We start from the raw sequence: 13618 nt of genomic DNA, 5'->3' as shown, positions 1-13618 counted from the left end.
AACACCGTGGTGCTCGGCGACGGCACCAAGATCGTCGGGGCCTCGATCAGCCGGACCGCGCTGCCCAGCACGCGGCTCGTCGACGCGGCGAAGGCCGGCAACGGCTCCGCCTCGGCCACCGACACCGCGCTCTGCGCGCCCGGGAGCCTGGACCCGGCGAAGGCCACGGGCGTCATCGTGGTCTGCCAGCGCGGGGTCTACGACCGGGTGGCCAAGAGTGCCGAGGTGCACCGTGCGGGCGGCGCCGGCGTCATCCTCGCCAACATCAGCGAGGGCAGTCTCGACGCCGACTTCCACGAGGTGCCGACGATCCACGTCGCGGACACGGACTCGCCGAAGGTCTACGCCTACCTCGACGCGGCCGGCTCCTCGGCGACGGCGAGCTTCGTGCTCGGCAACCAGACCGGCAAGGTGACCCCGGTGCCACAGGTCGCGGGCTTCTCCTCGCGCGGCCCGGCGGCCTCCGACGACAGCGACCTGCTCAAGCCGGACATCACCGCGCCCGGCGTCTCGGTGCTGGCGGCGGTCGCGCCGCCGTCCAACCACGGCCGCGACTACGACCTCTACTCCGGTACGTCGATGTCGGCCCCGCACATCGCCGGCCTCGCCGCACTCGTGCAGGGCGTGCACCCGGGCTGGACGCCGATGCGGATCAAGTCGGCGATGATGACCACCGCCACCGACCTCAAGACCTCCGACGGCGGCCGGTCCACCGATCTGTTCGCCCAGGGAGCCGGGCACGTGGACCCGAGGGCCTTCCTCGACCCGGGTCTCTTCGTGCTCTCCGACGGGGAGCAGTGGAACGGCTACCTCACCGGCCGGGGGCTCGACACCGGCGTCCCGGCGCTCGCACCGAACGCGGTCAACGTGCCCTCGCTCGCCGCGGGGCGCGTGATGAGACTCGGTGACCCTGTCCCGGACCTTCACCGCGGCCCGCACGGGTGCCTGGCGGGTGCGCATCGACGTCCCCGGCTTCGTGAGCACGTCCAGCCGGAAGACCGTCGTGGCCCGGCGGGTGGGCGCGGAGACCAGGCTCGACCTGACCTTCCGGCGGACCACCGCCCCGCTCAGCCAGTGGGCCTTCGGCCACGTCACGCTGACCGGCCCGACCACGGTCCGGCTGCCCGTCGCGCTGCGCCCGGTCTCGGTGAAGGCGCCCACCTCGGTGGCCGGCACCGGCACGACCGGGACGGTGGAGGTCCCGGTGACCGGCGGCTTCACCGGCGGCCTGCAGGTCTCACCCGCGGGCCTGGTCAAGGGCCAGGTGCAGGAGGGCTCGCTGGCCGTCGGGAAGTACGCCCTGGCATGCGTCAGGATCGGTGAGGGCAACGACCTGGCCCGGTTCGACCTGGTCGCGCCGGACCAGAAGAGCGACCTCGACATGTACGTCTACACCGCCTCCTCCTGCGACCCGGCCACCATCACCGGCGTCGCCGGCGAGGTCGCGACGCCGTCGCCGGGCGAGACCTTCTCGCTCGAAGGCGCGCCGGCCGGCACCTACCTCGTCGAGGTGGACGCCTACGCCGCCGGCAGCCCCGGCGCCGCGGTGCCGTACTCGCTGCGGGTCTACGACCTCGGCGGCACGCCCTCGGTGGGTGGGCTCGCAGTGCGCCCCGACCCGGTGCCGGTCACCACCGGCGGCAGCACGTCGTTCGCCGCCTCGTGGAGCGGGCTGGACCCGGGCGCCCACTACCTCGGCCTGCTCGGGTACGACGGATCCCCCGGCTCGACCGCGCTCTACGTCGACACGAGCGCGCCGTAGGGGCGGTGGGCTCAGCGGCCGTCGTCGTACCCCCACCGGATCCCGAAGGCTGCCGGGACCGAAGCCACGTCGGACGGCGTGCACGCTGTTCCCGGACGAGCTCACGGAGCACGGGTGGCGAGCCGTCGTCGGCGAACTCCTCCACCCAGTCCGGCGGGGCTTCGGGCGCGAAGCGCACCCAGATGAGGGTCTCGCGGTTCTTGCGGGCCAGGCCGTGGGCGACCTCGCGGATGGCGGGGAAGCCCTCGGGCAGCACGGTGCACCAGTCGAGGATGGCGGTGTCGGGCGCGGTCAGTGGCTCGTCGAGACTCGAAGACGACGCCGAACAGCCGCCCGCCGGGGTGCTGGTGGCGACGAGCGACCCGCACCCCCGGTCCGGGCTGGATGTGCAGGATCTCCGGGGTGGGCTCCGGGGAGGAGTCGGTGTAGGGGATCTCGTGGATGGTGCCGGAGGTCGCCTGGACCAGGATCCGGGTGTGCCGGCGCCGTAGCCGGCCCTGGGCGTCGACGTCGACGACGACGGTCGCCGAGAGGTCACGCAGGTTGCGGACCGTCGACGCGCCGAGCGCCTCCAGGGTCTGGTGCACCTCCGTGCGGAGCCCGTCGCCGTGGAAGCCTGACGGCCTTGCCCACCGGCACGGTGCGCCGGCTGTCGCCGACCAGGTCGAGCAGGCTCGCCGGGCACCAGGCCGAGCAGACTCCTCGATCTCCTCCAGCGCCGCGAGCGAGCCCCGGCCCTCGGGCCGGCGTCGTCCCGAGCGCCAGTAGGCTGAGCGTGGTCAGCGAGACCGGGCTGCCGCGCTCGGCGAGCCGCTCCCGGAGCCACACGAGCGTGACGCCCCGCCGTGCGATGGCCGCGCTCAGGGTGGGCGCGAGCCCTGCGGGCTCCGCTGGTCGCAGAGGTTTCACAGCAGACCCCCGGTATGTGAAAGCACCCAACTAGCGTGATGGTACGGCTGCTGCCGACGAACACGAGGATCTCGGGGGATGATGACGATGAGGGTGGGGGACCCGGTGGTGGAGGGCCTGCTGGACAGGCTGTCGCGGGCGAGCAAGGCGGGACCGTCCCGCGCGGCCGGTCAGGGGCGGATCCTGGCCAACCTGGCCCGGGTGGTCGAGCGCGGCGCCGCGGAGGACTTCCGGCTGCTGGCCCGGCTGGCGAGCGACCACGATCCCGAGCGCGTCGCCGCGATCCAGCGTGAGGTCGACCGCCACCTCGGCTCGGGCGAGCGGCTTCCGGTGACCACCGCCGCGGTGATCGCGATGTGCGACCGCGCGCGGGTCCGCCGGGTGCTGGCCGAGGACGGCGCGACGCCGGAGGAGGCCGCGGCGATCGCCGAGGTCGTCGAGCGCCAGGCCTGGTACCTCCTGGTCTCCGGGATCGACTCCTCGGGTGACGCCGACGTCCCGCCCCCGGCGATCGGTACGGCGGAGACCTTCGACGCCGCGCGCTGGCGGGTGCTGCTCGCGCCGCTGCTGACCGCGCCCTGGTCGGGTCGCGCCGACCACCTGCAGCGCGAGGTGGCCGCGAGCGGGGACGCCTGGCTGGTCCGCCTGCTCGACGGCTGCTCCGTGGTGATCCGCGACCTCCAGGCCGAGTGGGACCGGCAGGCGATCGCCCGCGAGATCCGTCGGCTGGTGGCCTCCAGCGGGGTCACCCAGCGCGACTTCTCGGCGCTGGTCGGCACGTCGCAGTCGCGCTTCTCGACCTACATCAACGGCCGGGTGACGCCCTCGGCCACGATGATGCTGCGGATCTCCCGCACCGCGCGGACGCTGCGCAAGCGCGCCGCCGGGGAGCCCGGCGGCGAGATCAGATCAGGCTTCTTGAGGATGCCGAGGGGTGCGTGCCTCATGACCGGGGCCATCGCGGCCCAGGGCAGCGGCGGCACGCACGCGTCGGCCACCTCCTTCTCGATGGCCGCCACCATGGCGGCGACACCCTTCTCGGTGGAGGCCATCAGCGGGGTCGACTGCTCGACCTTGTCGTTCATCTCCGAGCGGATGTAGCCCGGGTAGAGCACGCTCACCTTGATCTTCTTCTGCAGCCGGGTGCCGTGGAGCTCGGTGCGCAGGCCCTCGGCGAGGTGGGCCACGCCGGCCTTGGTCGCGGCGTAGGTCGTCATCGACGACGGCATCCCGCGCATCGCGGACATCGAGGAGATCATCACCAGGTGGCCGGCCTCCTGGGCCCGGAAGATCTCCATCGCGGCCTCGGTCTGCGCGAGCGCCCCGACGAAGTTGGTCATCGCCGTCTCCAGGTTGGCGTCGAAGCGGCCCGTGCCGAGCTTGGCGCCCTTGCCGAGGCCGGCGTTGACGACCACCCGGTCGAGCCGGCCGAGTCTCATCGCGCAGCGTGCGGAAGACCCGGAAGACCGCCTCGTGATCGGTCACGTCGAGCGCGGCCAGGGCCACCCGCCGGTCGGGGTGCGCGGCGAGGATCTCCTCGCGCAGGCTCCTCCAGCCGCTCGGTACGACGCGCGGCCAGGCCCACGTCGTAACCGCGGGCCGCGAGCCTGCCGGGCCATCTCGGCACCCAGCCCGCTGGACGCACCGGTGATCAGGATCGTCTTCGCCATGGCTTCAGTCTGACGCATCTCCGCGGGTTGCTAATTGCAAGTCAATTGCAATAGCAATGAGACATCAACAATGTCGATCGAGGAGTTCCGGTGTCCGTCTACGCCCTGCCCGACCTGCCCTACGACTACGCCGCCCTGGAGCCGTACCTCTCCGGCGAGATCATGGAGCCTGCACCACGACAAGCACCACCAGGCCTATGTCACCGGCATCAACACCGCCGTCGAGCAGGCTCGCCGAGGCGCGCGAGAAGGAGTCCTTCGGGAGCCTGTCCACGCTGGAGAAGAACCTCGCCTTCCACCTCGGCGGGCACGTCAACCACTCGGTGTTCTGGCCGAACATGTCGCCGGACGGCGGTGACAAGCCCACCGGGGAGCCTGGCCGCCGCGATCGATGAGTTCTTCGGCGGCTTCGACGCCTTCCGGGCGCACTTCCAGGCCAACGCGCTGGGCGTCCAGGGCTCGGGCTGGTCGGTGCTGACCTGGGACACGCTGGCCCAGCGGCCGTACATCATCCAGCACTTCGACCACCAGGGAAATGTGCCGATCTGCATGACCCCGCTGCTCATGCTCGACATGTGGGAGCACACGTACTACCTGCAGTACCGCAACGACAAGGCGACCTTCGTCCAGCAGTGGTGGAACGTCGTGAACTGGGCGGACGTGCAGCGCCGTTTCGAGGCCGCTCGCGCGCAGACCCCGGGGCTGATCGGGTGAGCGCGCGCCGGGCGGACCTGGCGCCGGTGGTCGAGGCGGGCCAGCGGGTGGCCGGCCTGCTCGCCGCTCGCGGGCGCGGCGACCGCGACGGTGCCGCGGCGCTGATGGCCGGCTTCGCCGACGACCGGGAGAGCCGCCGGCGGCGCGCTGCTCGTGGCCGAGCTCTGCCTCGCCCAGGCTCGGGGCGGAGCGCGGCGAGGACGTCGGGGAGTCGGCCCGCCGGCTCTGCGTGGACATGGAGGCGGCGCTGGGCTGAGGGCTCGACAAGGGTGGGGCATACCGGGTATACATATCCATACCCGGTATGTATCCCCCTCGGAGGCCTCGATGTCCGTCAAGCACGCCCTGCTCGCCCTGCTGGAGCAGCAGCCGATGTACGGCTACCAGCTGCGCGCGGAGTTCGAGCAGCGCACCGGCACCACCTGGCCGCTCAACGTCGGGCAGGTCTACACGACGCTGACCCGCCTGGAGCGCGACGGTCTCGCCGCGGCGGAGGGTGAGGACGCCGAGGGCCACCAGGTCTACCGGATCACCGATGCCGGCCGCGACGAGGTCGCGGCGTGGTTCACCACCCCGGTCGCCCGCACCCAGCCGCCGCGCGACGGTCTCGCGATCAAGGCTCGCCCTCGCGGTGACCGTGCCCGGCGTCGACGTCGGCACCGTCATCCAGCAGCAGCGCAGCGCGACCATGGCCGCGCTCCAGGACTACACCCGGCTCAAGCGCCGGGCCGGGACGCCGACCACCGCCGAGCCCACCGACCTGGCCTGGAGCCTGGTCCTCGACTCGCTCGTCTTCGGCGCCGAGGCCGAGCCTGCGCTGGCTGGACCACTGCGAGGCGCGACTGCGCCGGGCGGCCACCACCCGCCCCACCGGCAGCGCGACCACCCCCGCCCCCGCCACCGAACGGAGCACCCGATGAGCGGCACCGTCCTCGACCAGGCCCGGCGCCTCGACAGCGTCGAGCGGCGCTGGCTCGCCGACGCGCGGGACCGGCTGAGCCGGACCCGCCGGACCCGCCGGACCGTCGCCGTCCCGGTCCCGAAGGCCGCGCGATGAGCGTGGTGCTGCGGCTGAGCGAGGTGAGCCGGGTGCACGGCTCGGGCGCCGGCGAGGTGCGCGCGCTCGACCGGATCTCGTTCACGGCCTCCGCCGGGGAGGCTGGTCGCGGTGATGGGGCCCTCGGGCTCCGGCAAGTCGACCCTGCTGACCATCGCCGGCGGGCTGGACACCCCGACCGCCGGCGCGGTGCACGTCGAGGGCACCGACCTGGCCGGACTGTCGGCGGAGGGTCGCGCGCGGATGCGCCGGACCTCGATCGGGTACGTCTTCCAGGACTTCAACCTCATCCCGGCGCTGACCGCCGCCGAGAACGTCGCCCTGCCGCGCGAGCCTGGACGGGGTCCCGGCCCGCCAGGCCCGGGAGGAGGCGCGGCGTGCGCTGACGGAGGTGGGCATCGGTGACCTCGCCGACCGCTTCCCCGACGACATGTCCGGCGGGCAGCAGCAGCGGGTCGCGATCGCCCGCGCGGTCGTGGCCGACCGCCGGCTGATCCTCGCCGACGAGCCCACCGGCGCGCTCGACACCGAGACCGGTGAGGAGATCCTGCGGCTGCTGCGTGCCCGCTGTGACGCGGGAGCGGCCGGTGTCATGGTCACCCACGAGGCGCGGCACGCGGCCTGGGCCGACCGGGTCGTCTTCCTGCGTGACGGCGTGGTGATCGACGAGACCGGGGCGGACCCGGTCGAGTCGCTGACCGAGCCGGCCACCCGATGAGCACGCGGGGCGGGTGGCGGGTCGCCCTGAGGCTGGCCCGCCGCGAGGCCGTGCGTCGCAAGGGCCAGACGCTGCTCATGCTGCTGCTGATCGCGCTGCCCGTGCTGGCCGTCACCGCGGCGGCGATCGTGTGGCGCACCCAGGACGTGTCCTCCGTGGAGAGCATCCAGCGGCGGATGGGCGCCGCGGCGGCCGTGGTCGAGGACAGCGGCTCGAGCGTCGTCTACCAGGCCGGCGACCCCGACGAGCGGGTCGAGCTACAGCGAGGAGGCCGCGCCCACGCAGCGCACCGAGCGCGACCTGCGCGCCGTGCTCGGCGACGAGCGCCCGATCGTGCCCTACCTGCGGGACTCGCTCGTCTTCGTGACCGACAAGGGCCGCGCGGACGTGAGCGTCGTCGCCACCGACCTCGCCAGCCCGCTCACCGCCGGCCTCTTCGAGCACGTCGCCGGGGCGAGGAGTCCCGGGCCGGGGGAGGTGCTCGTCAGCCCGGAGGTCGTCGAGCGCGGGCCGGGCATCGGCGAGCAGGCTGACCCTGCTGCGTGCCGTCGACGGCAAGGAGCGGCGGATCCAGGTCCGGGTCGCGGGGATCGTCGAGGCGACCGACACCCGCGGCGCTCCCTTCGTCGTCGGCGCCCCTGCCACCTTCGGCACCGTCGAGGGCTTCGGCCGGTGGCTCGTCGGTGGCGGCCCGGTGACCTGGGCGGACGTCCGGGCACTCAACGCGGCCGGGTTCATCGGCGCCTCCCGCGCGGTCCTCACCGACCCCCCCACCGGACTCCGCGCTCGCGCCCGAGACTCGTGGACGACGGCGGGACCGACCAGGCGGCGCTGACCGCCCTCGCCACGATCGTGGCGATGGTGATCCTCGAGGTCGTGCTGCTCGCCGGCCCGGCGTTCGCCGTGCGGGCCAAGGCCCAGGCGCACACCCTCGCCCTGGTGGCGGCGACCGGCGGCACGCCGCGCCAGGCGCGTCGTACCGTGCTGGCGACGGGGGTCGTGGTCGGCCTCGTCGGCGCCACCGTGGGCGTCACCCTCGGCATCGCCGCCGGAGCACTGGCCGTGCCGGTGGCCCAGCACTTCGACGTGACCCGCTTCGGGCCGTTCGACGTGCCGTGGCTGCTGCTGGTGCCCGTCGTCGCCTTCGGCATCGTCTCGGCGCTGCTCGCGGCCGTCGTACCTGCCCTCTCGGCCTCGCGCCAGGACGTCGTGGCCGTGCTCGCCGGGCGTCGCGGCGAGGGACTCCCCGGCCGCCGCTCGCCCCTGGTCGGGGTGGTCCTGCTCGGCGTGGGCGTCGTCGCCGCCGTGCTGGGCAGCGGACCGGGCTCGGCCGCACCGGCGTTGGTCGCCGGCTCGGCTCTGGTCTCCGTGCTCGGCATGATCCTGCTGGTCCCGGTCGCGGTGGCCCTCGCTGCTCGGCTGGCGGCCCGGCTGCCGCTCGCGCTGCGCTTCGCGACCCGCGACGCCGCCCGGCACCGCACCCGCACGGTCCCCGCGGTCGCGGCCGTCGGCGCCACCGTCGCCGGCGTCGTCGCGCTGGGCATCGCGCTCAACAGCCAGGAGGTCGCCAACGCGGAGCGCTACTCCCCGCAGGCTGCAGGAGGGCTACGGCTCGGTCTCGATCGGCGACGGCAGCGATCGCGCGGCCATCGAGACGGTGCTCGCCCGCTCGCTGCCGGCCGACCGGGCGATCCCCCTGGAGGGGGTCAAGACCTGGGACGACGAGGGCGGCTTCGACGAGTCTGCAGTTCCGCGAGGGCGAGGACGTGCTCGAGTCTGGAGTACATGTCGAGCCTGGGCTCGCCGTACCTCGTCGCGAGCGGGATCCCCGACTGGATGGGCATGACGGAGGCGGAACGCCAGCGTGCCGACGCGGTGCTCTCCCGGGACGGCATCGTCCTGCTGACCGAGCCGGGCGCTCGGGACGGAGCCGGTCCGGCTCCCCGGCTCGCCGGGGACCAGGTGACGGTGGACGTGCTGCGGTCCTCCCCGGAGACCGACGCGTCGGCCACCGGCCCGGTGCGCACGGGCTCGGCGACGGCGCCGGCCCGCGTCGTGACGGTGATCCGCGCGTCGCCGGTGATGGCCGTCCTCGCGCCCCGCCTGGTCCAGCGGATCGGTCTGGAGCGCACGACCATCGGCCTGCTGCTGCCGGGCCCGATCAGTCGCGCCGCGCAGCAGGACATCACCGAGGCCATGTCGGCGATGTCGAACGGCGGCTACCTCTACGTCGAGCGCGGCTACCAGACCGGGACGGACGTCAAGGTCATCCGCGCGGTCCTCGTCGCCCTCGGCCTGGTCCTGATGCTCGGCGGCACCTTGACCGCGACCTTCCTCGCCCTCTCCGACGCTCGTCCGGACCTGGCCACGATGGCCGCCGTCGGCGCACGGCCCCGGACGAGGCGCGCCGTCGCAGCGTCGTACGCCGCGGTGGTGGGCTTCGTCGGTGCGCTGCTCGGTGCCCCGGTGGGCTTCGTCCCGGGCCTGGCCGTGAGCCGCCCGCTCACCCAGGACTACGAGACCGGCGCGACGGTGCTCGCCGTCCCCTGGCTGCTGGTCCTGGTCGTCGTCGTGGGCCTGCCGCTGATCACCGCACTGGTCGTGGGGGCGTGCGCGCGGGGTCGGCTGCCGATGACGGCGCGCCTGGGGTGAGGGGATTCTACGAACAGTCCAACCTGACCCGTCGAGCGAAGAGAGTCCCGCCTCAGCCTGCGCTTCGCCCTCTCGCCCTCCGGCGTCCGTGCCGACCCGGCCGGAATCACGCGCTTCGTCGGCACCGGGAGTGACCGACCGGTCGCTAAGGGGCACGACGGTGATCGCGACGCGGTCCCCGAACGCCTCTCGTATAGCCCGCCCGAGACCGGCAGCCGCTGGCCCACGTTTCGACTTCTGGACCACCTCGCGGCCGTGCTCGCCGTCGACATCGCGGTGCTGGTTGAGGAGACCTTCGCCGCCGCCGAGCAGCGTCACGACCTCGCCGAAGAGGTCGCCACAGCCGCGTCCGGATTCGTGAACGCGATCGGGGACCGGGACGCCTTCGACCGGTTCCTCGTGGCGGTCCGCGCATGGGAGGCCGCGCTAGCGAACCCGGTGCGTCTTGACGACGAGAAACCCCCTTGCCGCCGACTGACGGACAAGGGGGTTTCTGCGTGCGAAGGGACTAGTCGCGCAGTCGCTCCGGGCGAGCCTGCCTGATCAACATGACATGCACAGCGATCGCCACCAGAAGCACCAGCCCGACCTCAACGGAGCCGACGGTAGCGCCGAGCTGACTCACCGCAACGATCAGGGCAAAGGCGCCCAAGTACACCAGTGCAGTGATGACGATTGCGCGGAACATCATGCGTGTCCTGAGTAGGTGAACGTGCCGTTAGCCTTCAGCCGGATCTCGATCCAGGGGTAGTAAATAGCGTAGCAACCGAACTTCACGATACAGAGACTCAACGTGGCGCTCGATCCTGGACCAGGCCTGTTCGGTGCCAATGCCACCCTGCTGGTCGAGCGTCTTCTCACGCCAGTACGCGACAACGTCCGGGTTTTCCCAGTAGTCGAAGCGGTTTACCCACCTCGTTACCTTCCACCCCGTGGTGCAGTAGTAGATCTTGTTGAAGTACTTGTAGGTCGTGAACCCCAGGGTGGACTTGCGCTTGAACCAAGCCCGCACCCAGCCGCCGCAGTTCGCGGACGTTGCGGCGGCGACACCGGGGGTGGACGACTTCCCAGCCGCTCCCTCAGGCGGGACCTCGTCCTCTCCCTGATCGGCGCCCAGTTCGATGGGCTGAGATGGGTCAGGGACCTGAGCCGCAATCTCGGGGTCGGTCTTGATGTAGTTGATGTCCTCGGTGCGCCAGGTTCCGTCGCCGATCCGCCAAAGTGCTTCCGCCATTCGGGGATCGGGAACATCGTCCCAAAGGTCGGGGAAGCCCAGGCACCCCACGGCGGAGTTCGGGAAGTAGTCCTGTTTCAGGTTCGCGATGGCAGCCTTGTCCTCCTCCGACTCCACGAAGACGGCGTAGGGAGGCTTGCCCTCGACGCATCGGTAGTAGGGACTGAACGGCTCGTCCGCAGTGGCTGGCATCGCCAGCCCCGCGAAGACCGTTGCGATGGCTGCGAGCACCGCGAGGACGGTGCCGCGCGTCCTCCGTGACCAGCCTGAGATGAGTGGTTGCACGGTCAAATCCTCCCCAAGAGTAAGGTCTAGCCGCTGAGTTTGGCAGACGTGCAATGCCGCTGCAATCACTCTTTCGACCGCGACTGATAAACCCCGGATGTCACCACCGGCGACCGTGCTGATCCGCGAGTGCGACACGCGCGCGGCAGATCTTGCGGCATAGCCCGGCGATTGATCTGAAGCAGTACGGGGGCCGACACCAAATGTCATAACGAAGGTTGACGGCTCATACTCGTATGGTCGTTCCGGAAATAATGCTCCGGTGGTGGAGGGCTGGGCCCTGGTGCGGGTGAACCCTTACAAGCGTTGTACCGCTCGCCCGGGCGGTCGCGACAAGCCGGCTCGACTCTTCCCTGGCGGGTCGGCGAATCACCACGGCCCTTCCCTCAGGCGCAGCGGCAACTGCGTGGCCTCCTCAAGCGACTAACAGTCAGTCTTGACTGTTTGTTTGTCGGGGGCCATGCTGGGCCCATGACCGCCACCACCCGCGTGCCGCAGGAGGAGCGCACCCGCGCCATGCGGCAGCGGCTGATGGAGGCGACGGTCGAGCCTGCTGGTCGAGCGCGGCTTCAGCGGCACGACGACCACGTTGGTCTCCGAGCGCGCCGGCGTCAGCCGCGGGGCCCAAGCTGCACCACTTCCCGACCAAGAACGACCTGGTCGTCGCGGCGGTGACCCACCTGACCGAGATCCGGGGCTCGGACCTGGAGGCTGCGGTGGCCCGGCTGCCGCGGGGCAGGCACCGCACGGCCGCCATCATCGAGATGCTGGGCGACCACTTCGCCTCCCCGGTGTTCACCGCGGCGCTGGAGTCTGTGGGTAGCGGCCCGCACGGATCCCGCGCTGCTGGAGGCGGTCGCGCCGCTGGAGCAGCGGGTGGGCCGCGAGACCCACCGGCTGACCGTCGAGCCTGCTGGGCGCGGACGAGTCGCGCCCCGGCGTCCGCGAGCTGGTGCAGGCCACCCTCGACCTGGTCCGCGGCCTGGGCCTGGCCAACACGCTCGGCGACGACGCGCGTCGGCGCCGCCGGATCCTCACCCAGTGGGCGCGCACGCTCGACGCCGCCCTCGACCCCGACTCCCAGGAGAACCGATGAGTGTCCTCGACGACGTGGTCGCCGACCTGACCGCGGAGGGCGACCAGGCTGCGAGCAGCGGTCGCCTCCCTCGACGAGGCGGGCTGGCGCACCGCGACCCCCGCCGAGGGCTGGGACGTGGCGACCACGGTCGCCCACCTGCTGTGGACCGACGAGGTCGCCGTGCTCGCGGCCGGCTCGCTCACCGACGAGGGCAAGCAGGCCTGGGACGCCGTGGTGCTCGACGCGATCGCCGACCCGACCGGCTTCGTGGACACCGAGGCGCTGCGGATCGGCAAGGAGGCGCCCGAGGCGCTGCTGTCGCGCTGGGACGCCGCCCGTCCCGCCCTCACCGACGCACTGCGGGCCTACCCGGACGGACTCAAGATGCCCTGGTTCGGCCCGCCGATGGCGCCCACGTCGATGGCGACGGCGCGCTACATGGAGACCTGGGCGCACGCCCTCGACGTCTACGACGCGATCGGCGCCCGCCCGGAGGTGACCGACCGGATCCGCCACGTCGCCCACATCGGCGTGCGCACCCGCAACTTCGCCTACGCCAACAACGGCCTCGAGGCTCCGGGCGAGGAGTTCCGCGTCGAGCTGACCGCGCCCAGCGGCGCGACCTGGACGTGGGGGCCGGAGGACGCCTCCCAGAAGGTCACCGGCTCGGCGTACGACTTCTGCCAGCCTGGTCACCCAGCGGGTGCACCGTGACGACACGGACCTGGTCGCCGTCGGCACGGACGCCGAGAAGTGGCTGAGGATCGCGCAGGCGTTCGCCGGACCGGCCGGCGGCGGGAGGGACCCCCGATGACCAGCATTAAGATCGCCAACTGCAGCGGCTTCTACGGCGACCGGCTCTCCGCGCTGCGGGAGCAGGCTGGAGGGCGGCGAGGTCGACGTGATCACCGGCGACTACCTCGCCGAGTCGACCATGCTCATCCTCGGCATGGACACCCTGCGCGACGCCGACCTCGGCTACGCCCGGACCTTCCTGCGTCAGGCTGGAGGGCACCCTCGGCCCGGCGCTCGACAAGGGCGTCAAGATCGTCACCAACGCCGGCGGGCTCAACCCGGCGGGCCTGGCGACGCAGGTGCAGAAGCTCGCGGCCGAGTCTGGGTCTCGACGCGAAGGTCGCCCACGTCGAGGGCGACGACCTGCGCGCGGCGAACCTGTTCGAGGGCGCGCTCACCGCCAACGCCTACCTGGGGGCCTTCGGCATCGCCTCCGCCCTGACCCGTGGCGCCGACATCGTCGTCACCGGGCGCGTGACCGACGCCAGCGTCGTCGTCGGCCCCGCGATCGCCCACCACGGCTGGACGCCGACCGACCACGACGCCCTGGCCGGCGCCGTCGTCGCCGGGCACGTCATCGAGTGCGGCACCCAGGCCACCGGTGGGAACTTCTCCGGCTTCACCGACCTGTTCCGCGCCGGCGCCCCGATGGACAAGCCGCTCGGCTTCCCGATCGCCGAGGTCGCCGCCGACGGCAGCAGCGTGATCACCAAGCACGCCGGCACCGGCGGGGCGGTCACCGTC

The 13618-nt window shown here is 72.4% G+C and carries 15 protein-coding genes and 4 pseudogenes; 14 read left to right on the top strand and 5 right to left on the bottom strand.

The annotated features are described in order from the left end of the window. Nucleotides 1-9: 9 nt before the first annotated feature. Together G5V59_RS21165 and G5V59_RS21160 are read left to right on the top strand one after the other, a co-directional pair. Nucleotides 10-1323: a S8 family serine peptidase gene (locus tag G5V59_RS21165; RefSeq protein ID WP_278257773.1), complete on the top strand. Its 1314-nt coding sequence runs from the start codon at nucleotides 10-12 to the stop codon at nucleotides 1321-1323. Continuing rightward, nucleotides 1265-1762 (top strand): hypothetical protein, encoded by a 498-nt coding sequence (locus G5V59_RS21160; RefSeq protein WP_278257772.1) that lies wholly within the window; start codon nucleotides 1265-1267, stop codon nucleotides 1760-1762. Before G5V59_RS21165 ends, G5V59_RS21160 begins: the two co-directional genes overlap by 59 nt. A gap of 101 nt (nucleotides 1763-1863) precedes the next feature. Here G5V59_RS21160 and G5V59_RS21155 read toward each other — a convergent pair whose 3' ends face one another. After that, a complete protein-coding gene (locus tag G5V59_RS21155) occupies nucleotides 1864-2349 on the bottom strand; it encodes a hypothetical protein (RefSeq protein ID WP_278257771.1) in 486 nt (161 codons plus the stop codon). After that, a complete protein-coding gene (locus G5V59_RS21150) occupies nucleotides 2297-2590 on the bottom strand; it encodes a hypothetical protein (RefSeq protein ID WP_278257770.1) in 294 nt (97 codons plus the stop codon). Before G5V59_RS21150 ends, G5V59_RS21155 begins: the two co-directional genes overlap by 53 nt. Before the next feature lie 159 nt (nucleotides 2591-2749). On the opposite strand from G5V59_RS21150, the pseudogene G5V59_RS37325 reads away from it, so the two are divergent. Then, nucleotides 2750-3523, top strand: a pseudogene (locus G5V59_RS37325) (helix-turn-helix domain-containing protein); the annotation flags it as partial. Here the strand turns inward: G5V59_RS37325 and G5V59_RS21140 are convergent. Both G5V59_RS21140 and G5V59_RS21135 read right to left on the bottom strand, forming a co-directional pair. Beyond that, nucleotides 3472-4110 carry an SDR family NAD(P)-dependent oxidoreductase gene (locus G5V59_RS21140; protein WP_278257768.1) on the bottom strand — a complete coding sequence of 213 codons (639 nt, stop codon included), beginning with the start codon at nucleotides 4108-4110 and terminating at the stop codon, nucleotides 3472-3474. The pseudogene G5V59_RS37325 and the gene G5V59_RS21140 sit on opposite strands and share 52 nt — an antisense overlap. A 42-nt stretch (nucleotides 4111-4152) precedes the next feature. Further along, nucleotides 4153-4341: a hypothetical protein gene (locus G5V59_RS21135; protein WP_278257767.1), complete on the bottom strand. Its 189-nt coding sequence runs from the start codon at nucleotides 4339-4341 to the stop codon at nucleotides 4153-4155. Between the two features lie 90 nt (nucleotides 4342-4431). On the opposite strand from G5V59_RS21135, the gene G5V59_RS21130 reads away from it, so the two are divergent. The 6 genes and pseudogenes from G5V59_RS21130 (at nucleotide 4432) to G5V59_RS21110 (ending at nucleotide 10025) form a co-directional block, all read left to right on the top strand. After that, nucleotides 4432-5055 (top strand): superoxide dismutase, encoded by a 624-nt coding sequence (locus tag G5V59_RS21130; protein WP_278257766.1) that lies wholly within the window; start codon nucleotides 4432-4434, stop codon nucleotides 5053-5055. A gap of 327 nt (nucleotides 5056-5382) precedes the next feature. Next, nucleotides 5383-5553: pseudogene (locus G5V59_RS21125) on the top strand (PadR family transcriptional regulator); the annotation flags it as partial. A gap of 555 nt (nucleotides 5554-6108) precedes the next feature. Next, nucleotides 6109-6830: pseudogene (locus G5V59_RS21120) on the top strand (ABC transporter ATP-binding protein). Continuing rightward, complete coding sequence (locus G5V59_RS37320) at nucleotides 6827-7363, top strand: hypothetical protein (protein WP_341350996.1); 537 nt, start codon at nucleotides 6827-6829, stop codon at nucleotides 7361-7363. Before G5V59_RS21120 ends, G5V59_RS37320 begins: the two are co-directional and overlap by 4 nt. 325 nt (nucleotides 7364-7688) lie before the next feature. Continuing rightward, nucleotides 7689-9482, top strand: coding sequence for an FtsX-like permease family protein (locus G5V59_RS21115; RefSeq protein WP_341351274.1), 1794 nt, complete (start codon nucleotides 7689-7691; stop codon nucleotides 9480-9482). Between the two features lie 255 nt (nucleotides 9483-9737). Continuing rightward, nucleotides 9738-10025 (top strand): hypothetical protein, encoded by a 288-nt coding sequence (locus tag G5V59_RS21110; RefSeq protein ID WP_278257764.1) that lies wholly within the window; start codon nucleotides 9738-9740, stop codon nucleotides 10023-10025. A 175-nt stretch (nucleotides 10026-10200) separates the two neighbouring features. Here the strand turns inward: G5V59_RS21110 and G5V59_RS21105 are convergent, their stop codons facing one another. Next, nucleotides 10201-10947, bottom strand: a complete 747-nt coding sequence (locus G5V59_RS21105; protein ID WP_278257763.1) for a hypothetical protein — start codon at nucleotides 10945-10947, stop codon at nucleotides 10201-10203. 643 nt (nucleotides 10948-11590) lie between these two features. Between G5V59_RS21105 and G5V59_RS21100 the strand changes: the two genes are divergently transcribed. The 5 genes and pseudogenes from G5V59_RS21100 to G5V59_RS21085 form a co-directional block, all read left to right on the top strand. Beyond that, the gene (locus tag G5V59_RS21100; RefSeq protein WP_278257762.1) at nucleotides 11591-11824 is read left to right on the top strand and encodes a hypothetical protein; all 234 of its coding nucleotides are present in this window, start codon (nucleotides 11591-11593) and stop codon (nucleotides 11822-11824) included. A gap of 129 nt (nucleotides 11825-11953) precedes the next feature. Beyond that, on the top strand, nucleotides 11954-12097 hold the full coding sequence (locus tag G5V59_RS21095; RefSeq protein WP_278257761.1) for a hypothetical protein: 144 nt from the start codon (nucleotides 11954-11956) through the stop codon (nucleotides 12095-12097). A 48-nt stretch (nucleotides 12098-12145) separates the two neighbouring features. Beyond that, on the top strand, nucleotides 12146-12793 hold the full coding sequence (locus G5V59_RS21090) for a TIGR03084 family metal-binding protein (protein WP_278259971.1): 648 nt from the start codon (nucleotides 12146-12148) through the stop codon (nucleotides 12791-12793). 220 nt (nucleotides 12794-13013) lie between these two features. Continuing rightward, on the top strand, nucleotides 13014-13316 hold the full coding sequence (locus G5V59_RS37315) for a hypothetical protein (RefSeq protein ID WP_341351273.1): 303 nt from the start codon (nucleotides 13014-13016) through the stop codon (nucleotides 13314-13316). After that, a pseudogene (locus G5V59_RS21085) lies at nucleotides 13229-13576 on the top strand (acyclic terpene utilization AtuA family protein); the annotation flags it as partial. The gene G5V59_RS37315 and the pseudogene G5V59_RS21085, both read left to right, overlap by 88 nt. Nucleotides 13577-13618: the final 42 nt, after the last annotated feature.

This window comes from Nocardioides convexus, assembly GCF_011090295.1.
This window is presented reverse-complemented; position numbering and strand designations above follow the sequence as displayed.

What these genes read in the sequence shown, in the direction of transcription:
- G5V59_RS21140 (WP_278257768.1), bottom strand. Translation starts at nt 4,110, where the DNA reads ATGAGACTCGGCCGGCTCGACCGGGTGGTCGTCAACGCCGGCCTCGGC.
- G5V59_RS21115 (WP_341351274.1), top strand. Translation starts at nt 7,689, where the DNA reads ATGGTGATCCTCGAGGTCGTGCTGCTCGCCGGCCCGGCGTTCGCCGTG.
- G5V59_RS21135 (WP_278257767.1), bottom strand. Translation starts at nt 4,341, where the DNA reads ATGGCGAAGACGATCCTGATCACCGGTGCGTCCAGCGGGCTGGGTGCC.
- G5V59_RS37320 (WP_341350996.1), top strand. Translation starts at nt 6,827, where the DNA reads ATGAGCACGCGGGGCGGGTGGCGGGTCGCCCTGAGGCTGGCCCGCCGC.
- G5V59_RS37315 (WP_341351273.1), top strand. Translation starts at nt 13,014, where the DNA reads ATGCTCATCCTCGGCATGGACACCCTGCGCGACGCCGACCTCGGCTAC.